This window comes from Psychrobacter sp. UBA3068 (assembly GCF_002366815.1).
GTDB lineage: Bacteria > Pseudomonadota > Gammaproteobacteria > Pseudomonadales > Moraxellaceae > Psychrobacter > Psychrobacter namhaensis.
Genome location: NZ_DFBY01000029.1, coordinates 1 through 13826, shown reverse-complemented (window position 1 = coordinate 13826; position 13826 = coordinate 1). Strand labels below are relative to the sequence as shown.

General features: G+C 40.7%; 14 protein-coding genes. 5 read left to right on the top strand and 9 right to left on the bottom strand.

Features of this window, described 5'->3' with window-relative positions; genetic code table 11:
- The 4 genes from B2P60_RS07630 to B2P60_RS12365 all read left to right on the top strand — a co-directional run.
- On the top strand, positions 1-2498 hold a 2498-nt coding region (locus tag B2P60_RS07630), incomplete at its 5' end, for a type I restriction endonuclease subunit R (RefSeq protein ID WP_286740387.1).
- Between the two features lie 6 nt (positions 2499-2504).
- A complete protein-coding gene (locus tag B2P60_RS07625; RefSeq protein ID WP_286740385.1) occupies positions 2505-3314 on the top strand; it encodes a M48 family metallopeptidase in 810 nt (269 codons plus the stop codon).
- Between the two features lie 177 nt (positions 3315-3491).
- Positions 3492-3638 carry a hypothetical protein gene (locus B2P60_RS07620; RefSeq protein ID WP_286740383.1) on the top strand — a complete coding sequence of 49 codons (147 nt, stop codon included), beginning with the start codon at positions 3492-3494 and terminating at the stop codon, positions 3636-3638.
- 43 nt (positions 3639-3681) lie between these two features.
- Positions 3682-3819 carry an integrase core domain-containing protein gene (locus tag B2P60_RS12365; protein WP_143516801.1) on the top strand — a complete coding sequence of 46 codons (138 nt, stop codon included), beginning with the start codon at positions 3682-3684 and terminating at the stop codon, positions 3817-3819.
- A gap of 256 nt (positions 3820-4075) precedes the next feature.
- On the opposite strand, the gene B2P60_RS07615 is transcribed toward B2P60_RS12365, so the two are convergent.
- From B2P60_RS07615 to B2P60_RS07605, 3 genes are all read right to left on the bottom strand, one after another.
- Positions 4076-5119 (bottom strand): leucine-rich repeat domain-containing protein, encoded by a 1044-nt coding sequence (locus B2P60_RS07615; protein ID WP_286740381.1) that lies wholly within the window; start codon positions 5117-5119, stop codon positions 4076-4078.
- Positions 5120-5187: 68 nt separating this feature from the next.
- Entirely contained in the window at positions 5188-5637 is a 450-nt protein-coding gene (locus tag B2P60_RS07610; protein ID WP_286740379.1) for a hypothetical protein, read from the bottom strand.
- Entirely contained in the window at positions 5615-6457 is an 843-nt protein-coding gene (locus B2P60_RS07605; protein ID WP_286740373.1) for a hypothetical protein, read from the bottom strand. Before B2P60_RS07605 ends, B2P60_RS07610 begins: the two co-directional genes overlap by 23 nt.
- A gap of 185 nt (positions 6458-6642) precedes the next feature.
- Between B2P60_RS07605 and B2P60_RS07600 the strand changes: the two genes are divergently transcribed.
- Positions 6643-8301: an RNA-binding domain-containing protein gene (locus B2P60_RS07600; RefSeq protein WP_286740371.1), complete on the top strand. Its 1659-nt coding sequence runs from the start codon at positions 6643-6645 to the stop codon at positions 8299-8301.
- Between the two features lie 139 nt (positions 8302-8440).
- Here the strand turns inward: B2P60_RS07600 and B2P60_RS07595 are convergent, their stop codons facing one another.
- The 6 genes from B2P60_RS07595 to B2P60_RS07570 all read right to left on the bottom strand — a co-directional run bounded on the left by B2P60_RS07595 (position 8441) and on the right by B2P60_RS07570 (position 13539).
- Positions 8441-8701 carry a helix-turn-helix transcriptional regulator gene (locus B2P60_RS07595; protein ID WP_095569640.1) on the bottom strand — a complete coding sequence of 87 codons (261 nt, stop codon included), beginning with the start codon at positions 8699-8701 and terminating at the stop codon, positions 8441-8443.
- Between the two features lie 165 nt (positions 8702-8866).
- The gene (locus B2P60_RS07590) at positions 8867-9778 is read right to left on the bottom strand and encodes a hydrolase or metal-binding protein (RefSeq protein WP_286740368.1); all 912 of its coding nucleotides are present in this window, start codon (positions 9776-9778) and stop codon (positions 8867-8869) included.
- Positions 9779-9898: 120 nt separating this feature from the next.
- Positions 9899-10933, bottom strand: a complete 1035-nt coding sequence (locus B2P60_RS07585; protein WP_414706634.1) for a YqaJ viral recombinase family protein — start codon at positions 10931-10933, stop codon at positions 9899-9901.
- A 231-nt stretch (positions 10934-11164) separates the two neighbouring features.
- Positions 11165-12160 (bottom strand): DUF932 domain-containing protein, encoded by a 996-nt coding sequence (locus tag B2P60_RS07580; protein ID WP_286740364.1) that lies wholly within the window; start codon positions 12158-12160, stop codon positions 11165-11167.
- Positions 12161-12208: 48 nt separating this feature from the next.
- Positions 12209-12496, bottom strand: coding sequence for a hypothetical protein (locus tag B2P60_RS07575; protein WP_286740362.1), 288 nt, complete (start codon positions 12494-12496; stop codon positions 12209-12211).
- A 128-nt stretch (positions 12497-12624) separates the two neighbouring features.
- A complete protein-coding gene (locus B2P60_RS07570; protein ID WP_286740360.1) occupies positions 12625-13539 on the bottom strand; it encodes a YagK/YfjJ domain-containing protein in 915 nt (304 codons plus the stop codon).
- Between the last annotated feature and the right edge of the window lie 287 nt (positions 13540-13826).

Below are 13826 nucleotides of genomic sequence, written 5' to 3'. Positions count from 1 at the left end.
TGACAACTACCTTGAAAAACTCCGTCACCGACCAAGACCGCTTAATCATCAGCCTTTTGCAGCCTGAGCGTCTGCTTGAGATAACGCGCATGTTTACCTTGTTTGACAAAAAGGCTGGCAAAATTGTTGCTCGTTATCAGCAAGTCTTCGGCATTAAAGCTTTGATTGAGCGTATTAGTACCTTTAATGAGAAGGGCAGTCGTGAGGGCGGTGTCATTTGGCATACCACAGGCAGTGGTAAATCTTTCACCATGGTGTTTTTCTCCAAAGCACTTATTTGGTTAGAGGAGCTCGCGAAATGCCGAGTCATTATCGTCACCGACCGTGTCGATCTGGAAACTCAGCTTAGTAAAACTTTTGCTTCTGGTGGTGTGCTTAGTGATCGTGATAAATCAGATGCCATGGCAACCTCTGGTCGCCGCTTAGCACAGCAAATCGGTCACGGTAATGAGCGGGTTATCTTCTCTATTATTAATAAGTTTGGCTCAGCCGTTAAGTATGATGAATGCTATAACGATAGCCCAAACATCATCGTCATGGTCGATGAAGGTCACCGTAGCCAAAACGGTGAGAATAATATTCGTATGGCACAAGCCCTGCCAAACGCCGCTTTTATTGCCTTTACAGGTACGCCATTGCTAAAGGATGATAAGACCGAAAATAAATTCGGTAGCATCATTCACTCCTATACCATGCAGCAAGCGGTCAAAGACAAAACGGTCACGCCACTCTTATATGAAGAGCGTATCCCTGAATTGAATACCAATGACCAAGCCATTGATGCTTGGTTTGACCGTATCACTCAAAAGCTTACCGATGATCAAAAGACTGACCTTAAACGTAAGTTCTCACAAAAAGGTCAAATCTATCAGGTTGAAGGTCGTATTGAGCTGATCGCTCATGACATCTCTGATCACTTCCAAAACTTTAAACAGCAGTACCTGAAGGGTCAACTGGCCTGTGACTCTAAAGCCTCAGCTATCCGCTATAAGATGGCGTTAGATAAGATTGGTAAAGTGACCTCAGTGGTCGCTATGTCACCACCTGATACCCGTGAAGGGCATGACACTGTTGATGGTGAGTCAAAAGACATCGTCCAGAACTGGTGGCAAGCCAATGTCGCCAAAGAGTATGGCGGTGATGAAAAAGCCTATACAAAAGCCATCATAGAAGCCTTTAGTCAGGATGATGGTCCTGACATTATGATCGTCGTTGATAAGCTACTAACGGGATTTGATGAACCAAAAAACACAGTACTGTATATCGATAAGCCCTTAAAGCAGCATAATTTGATTCAGGCGATTGCACGGGTAAACCGCTTGCATGAGAAGAAGCGTTTTGGTTATCTCATTGATTATCGTGGCATCTTAAAAGAGCTTGATATCACCATTGAGAAATACCAAGACTTAGCAGAACGTACGCAAGGAGGCTTTGATATCGAAGACCTCAAAGGTCTGTATAACGCGATGGATACCGAGTACAAGCAGTTACCCAGACTGCATAGCGAGCTGTGGGCCATATTCTCATCGGTGAAAAATAAACAAGACGGACAAGCGCTAAGACAGGTGCTTGCACCAAAGATGCAGGAAATAGAGGGCAGAGTAGTCGATACCAAGCTTAAAGAACGTGACGACTTTTATGCAGCTTTAACCACATTTTCTAACGCCATGAAAATTGCGTTGCAATCGGCGTCTTTCTTTGAAGATAAGTCGTTTGATAGCAAGCGTGATCGTTATAAAGCCGATCTAAAAGCCTTTATCAATCTACGTAAGCAAGTGCGCGAGGATGCTGATGAAACCATCGATTACGATGAGTATGAAGCAGATATTCGCAGCTTACTGGATAAGCATATCGCAGGGCTTGAGGTTCGTGAGGCAAAAGGTGCTTACTTGGTTGGCAACTTAGGTAAGGATGTTAAGCCTGAAGAATTAAGCGATGATGAAGCCCGTAACCAAACGGATAAAATTACTGGTCGTGTCACTAAGATGATTGAACAAGATCTGGCTGATGATCCTTATGCTCAAGAGTATTTCTCTAAATTGCTTAAGCAGGCGATTGCTGATGCTAAAGCCATGTTTGATGCACCTGTAAAGCAGTACATGACGTTTGCTAACTTCGAACAAGCCGTAAAAGACCGCGATGTCGCTGATATACCAAATAGCTTTATCGATGGTAATGGCAAATCAAACAAACATGCCCAGGCGTATTTTGGTTTATTTAAGCATTTGTTTGACGCTGATTTTTTAGCGGATAAAGAGTTAGATAACGATAAGCTTATCGCTTACGCCTTTGAGATTGATAAGATTGTTAAGACAGCAGTGGCTGAATATTCTATTAATCCAGCAGAAATTGAAAATGCGATTAATAGACGTTTATTGCCAATGTTATTTCCTGACCTAGGTATCGATAAAGCGCAGCAGCTCATTGAAGCAGTACTAAAAATTACCCGACTTGGGCTTTCAAGAGAAACAAGCAGCCCACGTGCAGCAAGAGGGTAGTAGGCAATGACTGAGAATGGAGACTTTCATTATGGTGAAGATAAGATCCATTATGAAGTCGTGCGTAAAGAAGCAAAAAACAAGTCTAGAAGCGTTAAGCTAATTATCGAAAAGACTAAACCTCGCAAAGTTGTGATCAAGGTACATCCTGATCAACGTGTGGTTGCTACCGCACCTGTCGATGCCAGCGATGAGATGATACATGACGCGATGATGAAACGTGCTCGCTGGATATGGCAAAGCCTACAAGACTTTGCCAAGCAACAAGATCATGTATTACCCAAACGTTATGTCAGCGGCGAAACCCAGTTTTATCTAGGCCGTCGTTACGTGTTAAAAGTGATAACCGATGCAAAAACTAACGATAAAATAAACAGTACGGTGAAGCTCAGTCGCGGTAAGTTACATGTAGAATTGTCTCAAAACGATTCTGAATTAGACGCTGAAAAAAGAGCGGTTCTCGTGAAAAGCTTAATTGATAAATGGTATAAAGATAAATTTACGTCGGTCTCTAGAGAGAGGCTTGAGGCCTTGATACATAAGGCCTCATGGGTAGAAAATAATCCTTCATTGAAGTTAATGACCATGAAAAAACAATGGGGAAGCTGCTCAAATAAAGGAAATTTAATCCTCAATCCACACTTAGTCAAAGCACCAAAGGAATGCATTGATTATGTGATACTGCATGAGCTATGTCATATCGCCGAGCACAATCATAGTGAGCATTTTTGGCGCTTGTTAACTCAAGTTATGCCGAACTGGAAAGAGGTAAAAGCGAGACTTGATGGTATGGCCGAGCTGTATTTGAATGAGTAAAATTTGGGGTTAAATAAAAACTAGGTCAAAATAATTCAAGGCGATTCTTTAGGCAGGTATCCAACTATATAAACGAACTTTACAGAAATTTTGCAATAAGCTATCAAAAATTTACTTGAAAGAATAGTCTAATCATTTGATACTAACTCCTTATTTAATGGATATAAGGAGATTTTAATGAGTGGCCCATATGACGATGATGAAGAATTAAGTATTGAAGAGCAACAGTTGAAAAATGACATTGCTCAAAGAAAGGCTGAGCAATCTGTCTGCGATGATTTCGAATATGATGATAGGACTTTCGCTGACACAGAAAATAGATAAATTATTATAGTGTTTATATTAAACCTCATACAAACTCAGTGAGATTTTAAATTGTCACTTTTTTAATAATTTAAATGGAGTGAGGAAGCTTACTGAGGTTTGGATTGGGATCTATAATAATGAAAGATCTCACGATTCACTCAATGATATGATACGTTTTGAGTACAGACAGGTGGGTTAACCATTCTATGATTATTTTGTGTTAAGAATGAAGGGTTTACAAAAAATGTTTGATGAATTTAATAGAAAAGTTAACCCTATTCATAAGCTAATGTATAAAAATGTTACAGAGAGTCAAAAATTAGTTGAGATTAGAGACTGGCTTCTTCCTATGCTAATGAATGGTCAGGTGATGGTATCCGACACTTAAGTACTAATATCAAAAAATACAATTTTACTGTATTCAATCGTGATTCTGAGTACAGCTAAGATCATTTCTATGAATTATCCCAACTTATTACATGCGGAACGGTATTTAAAAACTGCTTAATTGCTTCAGGCAGTTTAGCTAGTAAGTAGCTATCTATATAGATATAGTCGAGATTTTTAAGATTGCAAATAGTAAGAGGCAATTCAGCTAGTTTATTATTACCAAGATGAAGTTCTTTTAAACTTGCAAGCTGACCAATACTATCGGGTAGCTCAACTAGTTGATTGTTGCATAAAGTTAGCTTTTCCAAATTATGTAATTTACCTATACTGTCAGGTAAGGTGGTTAATCGATTGTCATATGCAATGAGCTCTTTTAAGTTACTTAATGCACCAATACTTTCAGGAAGATTAATCAAAGCATTCTCGCCTAATTCAAGCTTTTCTAAGCTGATCATCTTTCCAATGCTTTGGGGGAGTTCCGCTAAGACGTTGTATTCAATATTTAGATCTTTTAAATTAATCAGCTGACCAATACTCTCAGGTAGTTCTTTCAGTTTATTAGACTTGACTACTAGCCATGTTAAGTTAATAAGCTCTCCAATGAAGTCAGGTAGTTCAGAGAATTTATTATCTTCAATATCCAATCCCTTTAGTTTGCTAAGCTGTGCTATCTCTTCGGGCAATTCAGTCATGAAGTTTTCCGTCAAAATCAAATACTCAAGATTTCTTAGCTGACCTATATTCTCATTTAATCGCACAAGCCAATTATATTGAACAGCAATACGATTTAAGTTAGGTAGCTCAGTAATGACTTCAGGCAAATAGGTAATGACTGGTGAATACGGATTCCACATTTCATGTCTATAGATATTCAGGGTATCTAATTCGAGCAAATCTTTTTTATTCCGTGGTACTTCGTCTTCAGTTAATTGAAACTTGTCAGCCCATTCCCAAATCTGCTCAATCCAGCCTTTCTCAGTAGTAGGATCGTCAATAATAACGTTAGACTTACTTATAAACTCATCAGCAAGTTTATAACACTCATTTACAGTGATACTCTTGGTTTTTAGTAGTTCGAAAGCTATATATTCGCGTTTAGTGAGTTGCATAATTTACTAATCTCAGTATAGCTAAGCAGCAAGGTTTTTTGGTGGATTTTGCTACTTGCAAGATTTAATTATTTATTAGGTTCTATATGCTTAAAAATCTGAAAAAATTTATAGGCTGTTCTAAGTGAGTACATAGCGGTAACTAGAGTAGCACCAATAGAGATTAAGAATATAAAGGATTGTCGAACTGTAACCATCAATGCTACTAGATAGATGGCTATACTAATGAAATACAGTAATGACAACAACTTACTACTCATCAAGAGGTTATTGTAGTGACCTGATTTCACCATATTTCTAATCAAACGCTTGTCTATTAAGCTTATAACAATTGCCATTAGAGTAAGAACAAACCCTAACATTGTGCCAAATAGAGTAATCAAAGTTTTTAACACTTCATTGATCATTACAGAAGAAGTGCTAAGAATTTCATTGTATAAAAAAGCACATAAAGCAACTGAGATGACTAAGCTCAGAGCTAACCATTTTATTATCTCAGCATACTTGTTCGATTTCATCTAGCTTCCCTAGATAAGCAGTCACAATCTTATCGTATATAGCACTCGGTTGAAGAGCGTCTTTAGTGTACGAATAGGTTTCATCTTTATAGACTATTTTATCAGCAATAAGATCTATTAAATCGTATTTTCCGTCAATGTCTTGAGTCTTTACGACAGCTCGTGTCGGGTTGAATGATAATAGATTACTAATATTTTCAGAGACTTTTGAAATTATTCCACGCTCGCTTTTACGTAAGTCGAGACCGATTTGCATTTTTAAAATGTCTCCTCCTGAATCATCAACAGCTTTCATTGCTTTATCAGACCATAGTTGGCCGTTGTTTGTTGCTTGAGCTGAACTAATAGGCACAGAAAAATCTATTGCTACTACTGTTCGGTTTTGAAGTATTTGGTTGAGAGAGCCAGCAGTTATTAATGGTGAAACTATAACATCCCTACAAAATGCTTCTGACAAACAGCTTTCTAGTCTTTTATAATGATTAGCGTGTACGTTTCTTATATAGCCAATTACGCTATATTTAGGAAAGAAAACAAGGTGGTTGGTTTCTAATTTACCTTCACCTTTGGTATAGCTTAATTTTTTAGCAGCTGCTCCAACCTTACCAGTCTCAATGATCTCATCAGTTCTTATTTTTCTGAAAGAGCCACCGTAGTATTTTGCTTGTATCAGATTAAAATCGTAAAAATCTCTATCATACTGATCTTTAAACCCAAAAGACTTACTCACTATTGAAGCGAAATAATCTTTCAAGGTTTTAGAGTTTTGTGACTCTTCTTTTTTGAAAGTTACTTTGTAGAATTCAACTGAAGTAGCCATATTTACCCTTTATCTGATTTAACATCTATTTTTTAGTTGATGATATTCTTACGAAAAATTGTTTGGTACAAGATGTGCTAGCTTAGCATAAACAAAACCAGCCAATACACTGCTTTCGCACAATTGACAGCGTATAATGGATAAAACAAAACTATTCAAGCCTAACTAATTTTAGCGTTCCTACTATGCCTAACCACTATCAAAATCTTGTCCTAAAGCTTATCCAACAACCAACCGAACAAGAGTGGCTTGAGTTTAAACATAACTTTCATAGTCCTGATGAGATCGGTAAGCGTATATCTGCGCTTGCCAATGGCGCTTGTTTGGCTGACAAGAAGTTTGGCTACTTGGTGTTCGGGGTGGAGGATGGCACACATAACATTATGGGTACAAACTTTAGCCCGAAGACAAAAAAAGCCAAAGGCAACGAAGACTTAGAGCATTGGCTAGTGAGCCGTTTAAGCCCCAAGATCCATTTCACCATCCATGAGCTAAGGATTGATGGTAAAGCGGTAGTACTATTCGAGATTCCAGCAGCTACCAATACGCCCATTAGTTTTTTGCATGAGCCTTACATTCGTATTGGTAGCTTCACAAAACTGCTTAAGCAATACCCAGATCAAAGCCGTAAGCTGTGGCAAAATCGAGCGGATGACTGGAGTGCTGAGATTTGTCACGATGCAACGCTTGAAGACCTTGATCCTAAAGCCATTGTTGTGGCCAGACAAGTCTTTGCTGATAAGAACAAACGTTTAGCTGAGGACATAAAAGGATGGGATGACATCACTTTTTTAAATAAAGCCAAAATTACCATTCGCGGTCAGATCACCAATACCGCTATCATTTTATTAGGGCGTTACGAATCCACGTATTTTTTAAGCCCAGCGCAAGCGCATATCACTTGGATTCTAAAAGGCATTGATGGCATTGAAAAAGACTATCAACATTTTGAACCGCCGTTTTTGTTAGCCTTGGATGAGGTTTATAACAAAATCCGCAACCTAAATTACCGCTACATGCCTACTGGTACGCTATTTCCTGAAGAGGTGCAGCAGTACGATCCTTATATCATCCGTGAAGCATTAAGTAATGCCATTGGTCATCAAGATTATCAGCTAGGCGGACGTATTACGGTGGTCGAAAAAGAAGACTCAACGCTGGTGTTTCAAAATAGTGGCGAGTTTATTCCTAAAACCATCGATAATGTCTTATTGCAAGATGCGCCTGAGGCGAGCTATCGCAATCCGTTTTTGGTCAATGCCATGGTCAATTTAAATATGATGGATACCATCGGTAGTGGCATCAAAAAAATGTATCAGATTCAATACAAGCGTTTTTTTCCTTTGCCAGATTATGACTTAACCCATGAAAGAGTACGTGTAAAATTCACAGGTAAAGTGCTTGATCAAGAGTATGCCAAGCAGCTAGCCACAGTCGATAATCTTGCATTACACGACATTATAGCGCTTGATAAAGTACAAAAAGGTCAAGCGATCACTGAAGATGAAGCAGAAGCACTACGTAAAAAATCACTGATAGAAGGGCGTAAAAATAATTATATGATTGCTGCTGATGTGGCGAGGCATACAGAGCAGCAGGCAGAGTATATGCAGATGCGTGGCTTAGATGACATGCATTATCAAAGCTTGATTATAGAGTACCTCAAGACGTTTGAACGAGGTAGACTAGCTGACTTTGATAAGATGCTGACTAATAAATTACCGCAAGTATTAGATGACAAACAGCGCAAACATAAAGTGCGTAACCTATTACAGAAAATGCGCCGCGATGGTTTAGTTATATCTAAGAATCAAGTCTGGTACCTTGCAGCTAAACCTAGCTAGATGCAGCTAAACCTAGCTAGATGCAGCTAAACCTAGCTAGATGCGGCTAAACCTAGCTAGATGCGGTTAAAGATAGCTAGATGCGGTTAAAGATAGCAAAAAAATAAGCCGCGTAGTTCGGCTTATTTTCTATCCTTGATCAGTGAATCCGAGCAGCTATCTTGCTCTCAATCCATTCAGCGACTTCACTTTCAACCCACGCTACACGACCTTTTGAAAGCTTTACTTGGACAGGGAAGGTAGGATCGTAGCGTTTAGATCTCTTGTCTAGCATATCGTAAATCGTAGTACTGCTAAGCGCTGTATAATGCATTACCTGCTTGAGCGGTACCATGCGAGGTATCTGTAAAGTTCTAGATATTGATACGTTTTTCGGTATGCTCTCGTTCGAATTTTCCATTACTTGCTCCTTATAAGTTAATGAGAACTTTTTTCTCATACAGTTACGGAGTCCCATATTTTTTTACGGCATCCCATACCGTCCGGCCGTTAACCTTGACTCAGACAATAAAAAAAGCGCTGATCTTTCAGCGCTTTTTTATGCCCCATATCTATCTCGAGTGCTTTAACTCACCGCTGTCACGCTTTTCCGCAGTCCCTGCTCGATGCTCGTCATGTTCTGAGTGGCTAACCCATTCTGATAATTCCCTTGTTGAGTACTACTCATATCCTCTGTCTCCATGGGATAAAACTCTTCTGCCACATCAAGCAGACCATCGCTATCAATCTCAAAGCAGGAATTTACGTAACCTTGTTTGGCAGCTTCTTCTAAGGCCGCTTGATCAAAGCCGTGCGCGCTCAGTTCCGTATCAATTGCCTGTGCATCTTGTACCGCTTGCTTTAGTGTCACGTCATCACGTAACGTTAAATCTACAAAGTAAATTGGTGTGCGATAGCTTTGGGTTGTGCTTTTGCCACGTAAGGTAAGTTGCAGTGGTAAACACGACAGCTTATTACCTGATACTGCGGCAAAGTAGCTTAAGCGTGCTGCAAGCGTTCGAATACTATTAAAACCAGTAGTTCGAAAGATAAACGTGCCTAGCTCATCGTCTTCAGACAGATTCACGTACAGCCGACCATACGGCTTACAAGCACCGCCCTGTGCCAACGGACAGCGATCAGGAGATGGACAAGGAAGCTGCTCAACCCCATTGCTTGTTCTACGCTGACAGCTCTCACCATCACCCACGCATAATGGACGGCCTGTTTGTCTATCGAATAGCGTGTATTCTGCGCGTAAATTCAGCTCAGGATCATTAAACAACATGCGTACTGGTATTTGTCTGAGCTTACCGTCATTATTTTCGCGTAACTTTGCATCAAGTGGATGGTTAACCCAGCCATCCTTGTTTTGGATTTGACTGGTAATCGTGAACTGATCATCTTTGGCAGGCAGACGCTTGCCATCCTTTTCAATGACACGGCCAATGCTGATGCGACCTAATACGGGCGGGGTAATTGTTAGACCTTTAATCATGGTGATATTCCTTATGTGTTTTTGTTTTGATGAGCCATAAAAAAGCCCACCTGTGATAGGTGAGCTTTATGCGCTGTGATTGATTCGCTGTGATTAGTTAATGGTTAAGTAACTGATAGCTTAGTCATTGAGCACAACGAAGCGTCTGCTGCCTTGCTTTGTTTTGATAAATTGCTTAAGCAATTCAGGATAGGCTTTTATGACAGCTTTGCTATCAAGGCCAACACTGTCTTTCGAGCGTTTCCAAGAGATTGCGCCTTTACCGAACACAGCGACTTCATTATCGGCAATTAGCGTTTGTAGCTGATGCTTGACTTGATCATAACGTTCTTCTAGCTCTTGCATGTAATCACGGTAGCTAAGCAATTGCTCAAACAACTTGTTAGCGCCAGCGTCTTCGCGCAAATCAACCTTGCTTGACGGCTTAGCCGTTGGATACAGCTGTTTTAATGCTCTTGCTGCTGACTCGCTATGATCAGGGGTTGGCGGCGTATCTGTTTCTACGTATTGCCAGAACAGACGCTCGTGTTCGATGATGGAGTCAATTAAACGCTCATCACGCTCAACCTTATATATCTTGGCCTCATGTCCACACAGCAGTACGCAGATATGGGCAGCTTGTTTACCAGTCACCGCCAGTTGATGTTGTACTTGGCAGGTGACGTATAACGGTACACCATGTTTCCACAGCTTGGCACCATGTTCACCAGCGGTTTTACACTCTAAAATCTGTACTTCATCATTACCTGTAATGGCATAGTCTAAATTCGCCAGCATAAAGGCTTTATTAGGATCAGGATGCTGCAAGACGGCATTGACACGCCTAACCTTATTCCCCGTATGCTCTTGATAGTATTTCGCGACCATGGGCTCCAAGGTATTGCCCCAGTAGAGCGGAGAATACCCATCGATACCGTTATTATCACTGGCATCGATGTTTGAGCTCATGCGTCCTGTCTTAATCATCCATAATTCCAGCATGGACAGATACGGATGGATACCGCAGGCAGCGGCAGCGTCACTACTACCAATACCTTGTCTGCGTACCTCAAGCCAGTCTTCACGGCTTAGTTTTTTGGTATTGACCAAACGCTTAGGCGTGGTTGTTGTCTTTGCTTGAACCGGTTTATCAATCGTTTTATTTTGCTTTAGCATGACTTCTGCTGGTTTGCCCTTGGTTTTAGGTTTAGCAGTTCGAGACGCTTTACCTGTAATGGTTGAACGTTTGGGTTTTAACTGAGTTGTGGTTGTATGGTTTAATGCGATCATATTCATAGTGAGCTCCTTATGAAGTTTATTCTTAGTAAGTGGTGAAAGCAGCTTGTGTGATTGACGGCATAAAAAAACCACGCGCAAAGGCGTGGTTGATTCATTGGATTAGACTATCTAGGCAATCAAGCGTAGTGCTTCGTCGAGGCTTTTATCTTTAAGCTTCGCTCCTGCCCCAAACCATGCTGAGTCCAAGCGATGATCTTGCGACATCGCACGGCGTTCATGATCAACAAACTCTGTCATCGCATTTAATAAGCCATAAGCCGTGTCTTTAGCAGAAGCCAAATCAGCACCGCGACCTTGGCCATTAAACATACTCATCACCTGATTCATCGCTTTTGCATTAGGAACCGCATCTTTTTCCTTCTTCGCCGTATTAAATAGAATGAGGCCATCATCTTTGACATCGTTAAACACACGGTTTAAATAGTTGGCTGCTTCTGCTTGCGTGACGCGTCTATTGGTTAATTGCTTCATCTCATAGTTAAACGCATCCCACTGGCTGACGGAGACGCCCAGTTGACGTTTGACCTTGTCGGCATCAAAGGTCGTGCTATGCGGTACTTTCACCACACCGCCACTGCCATTAGCTAGGCTGATCGCTAAAGTGTTATTACACACCACGCGAATATTGGTGAACTGTGCTGTGGTGGCAAGCGTACCATCACAAGCGGTTGCTAGTAGCAAATAGCCATGACTGACATCACCGCCACGTAGTGTTGCTGATTGCCCCGTATGGGCGAGTGCCCAGAACTTACGACCGCCTTTTAAAACACCTGCGGTCTCTAACTCAAAGTCTGCTTGTTCAGTCAGGTCACGATAAAACTCTAAAATCTCATTAGGTTGTACTTCTTGATAGCGCTGACTAACAACAGATAGTGGTTCTAAGGTATCACTACGGTACAGCACCTTGTTATTGTCATAAGGCATGATCAGGTTTTGACCTTTATCATTGGTTGCCATGTAGCTCACATCTGAGGACTCGATACGCCAATCCATCCCAGCCTCGCGTGCCCAGACCTCAATTGGCTGTTTGGAAGATAGCTCGTTACCTAAGCCGTGCCAAGGGGTTTCGTCGACGTATGCCATACTTTCTATTAAATGTGCCATGAGTGTTGCTCCTTTATGGTTTGATAAATACTTGGATAAGTGAGGAAATCAGATACTGAAGGTATGCTGACAGGTAGTGCATAGATAGCACGGCATGACAGCTTCTTTAATGAGTGGTGGTTGGATCAGCTTTTGTTGTGCCAGATTGATCACGGTAGCAATAGCACCGCCTGCGACCATGCCAATCATAGGGTTGATCTTGTAGTACTTGCAGACGCTTACGCCCAGACTGACTAATAGCTTTGGTGAGAACAGATGCTCTGCCATACCTTGCGTATTGGTATCTATATTTTCTATGACATGAGCTGAGTGACAGTTGGGACAGATAGGTTTCATAGTATCTCCTTGATAGTAGCGCATAAAAAAGGTCTGCTTTTAGCAGACCTTGATTAGACGTTTAGGGGTAGATGGACAAGGTAGCTAGGCTCCTTATCTCATCTCATGGGGATACTGTATATCTGAAATTATTTTGCTATGGGTGGTAGTCCGCGACGTTTTGGTATTCTATAAATACCATGACCAAAGGTGCGCATGTTTGGTAGCCACGATTTAAGCTGCTGCTCATTCTTGTTTGGCTTCGTTAGGTATAAAGCTGACGCTACAGCATTTTCTACTTCCTGAGGGTTATCACGATGGATCATGCCGATACCTAATTTGCCGTATTGCTTATACTGCTGCTTACGCTCTGAATCATGATAGCTGTAGTATTCACCTAGACCCCCTGTCATTATTTTCCATTTCTCGCCCACCTCACGAGCTAAATACCAGTCGTTCTGTCGTTGTGAGCCATCGTATATCAGTAGTAAGTGACAGTGCAATCCGTATTCTTCACTACCTTGTTCAAGAGCCCAAGCATTGCCTTGAAGATGCTCAAAGCATGTTTTCTTATTACTGATAAGCTCTCTAAATTTTCTCATGTGAGCGTCAAAATCCTCAATAGACACATGATGGCTAGTTTCTTTTGCGTACTTTAGATCGATACGGATAAAGAGCAGTCTTGAATAATGATTAGTCAGGCTTTGTGTGTACTGCTTTAACTCTCTTTTGTTTTGAGACTCCTTATAGCTGAACATAATACATTCACGCTCAATATCATTTCTATAGCATGACAGCATGGTGATAAAACGCTGTGTTTTATCATGGTCCCAAATAACATTTTCTGGATATGTATCACCAACGATCGCTTGAGTAGCACTCAAGAATGCCAAGACTGGCTGTAAATAGAATAACTCAGTATTGAGATGATTCATGAACGGGTAATACCACCCGTTCAGTTTATCCATCGTCTCATTAAAACTGATGGTGTTTGCCAGTATGTCCGTAACCAGATTATGAACGTTTGCTACAACTAGCGGTTGGTTTAGGTGTGAATAAGACATGGTAGGGTTCCTATGAAGTTGGTTTCATAGGGTGAGGTGAATCTGTATTTTTATAATTCGATGAATGGATGGGTCAGTGCTAAGCGATAATTGCTTAACTGGAATAATTAGATAAGCTTAATAGTAATAATATAAATAACCCATTAAGAATGAGCTGAAAAAGAGTAGTATTTTTCTTGCGTACTTAGGATTTTTTTATTAGGGTTGATGAAGAATTGCTGTCTACCCCCCTATGGCAGGACAGTTGTCACCTCTAAATAATAATTCCAAAGGGGACAATGAGGACA

What these genes read in the sequence shown, in the direction of transcription:
- B2P60_RS07570 (WP_286740360.1), bottom strand. Translation starts at nt 13,539, where the DNA reads ATGTCTTATTCACACCTAAACCAACCGCTAGTTGTAGCAAACGTTCAT.
- B2P60_RS07625 (WP_286740385.1), top strand. Translation starts at nt 2,505, where the DNA reads ATGACTGAGAATGGAGACTTTCATTATGGTGAAGATAAGATCCATTAT.
- B2P60_RS07585 (WP_414706634.1), bottom strand. Translation starts at nt 10,933, where the DNA reads ATGCTAAAGCAAAATAAAACGATTGATAAACCGGTTCAAGCAAAGACA.
- B2P60_RS07620 (WP_286740383.1), top strand. Translation starts at nt 3,492, where the DNA reads ATGAGTGGCCCATATGACGATGATGAAGAATTAAGTATTGAAGAGCAA.
- B2P60_RS07610 (WP_286740379.1), bottom strand. Translation starts at nt 5,637, where the DNA reads ATGAAATCGAACAAGTATGCTGAGATAATAAAATGGTTAGCTCTGAGC.
- B2P60_RS07595 (WP_095569640.1), bottom strand. Translation starts at nt 8,701, where the DNA reads ATGGAAAATTCGAACGAGAGCATACCGAAAAACGTATCAATATCTAGA.
- B2P60_RS07615 (WP_286740381.1), bottom strand. Translation starts at nt 5,119, where the DNA reads ATGCAACTCACTAAACGCGAATATATAGCTTTCGAACTACTAAAAACC.
- B2P60_RS07580 (WP_286740364.1), bottom strand. Translation starts at nt 12,160, where the DNA reads ATGGCACATTTAATAGAAAGTATGGCATACGTCGACGAAACCCCTTGG.
- B2P60_RS07590 (WP_286740368.1), bottom strand. Translation starts at nt 9,778, where the DNA reads ATGATTAAAGGTCTAACAATTACCCCGCCCGTATTAGGTCGCATCAGC.
- B2P60_RS07575 (WP_286740362.1), bottom strand. Translation starts at nt 12,496, where the DNA reads ATGAAACCTATCTGTCCCAACTGTCACTCAGCTCATGTCATAGAAAAT.
- B2P60_RS07600 (WP_286740371.1), top strand. Translation starts at nt 6,643, where the DNA reads ATGCCTAACCACTATCAAAATCTTGTCCTAAAGCTTATCCAACAACCA.
- B2P60_RS07605 (WP_286740373.1), bottom strand. Translation starts at nt 6,457, where the DNA reads ATGGCTACTTCAGTTGAATTCTACAAAGTAACTTTCAAAAAAGAAGAG.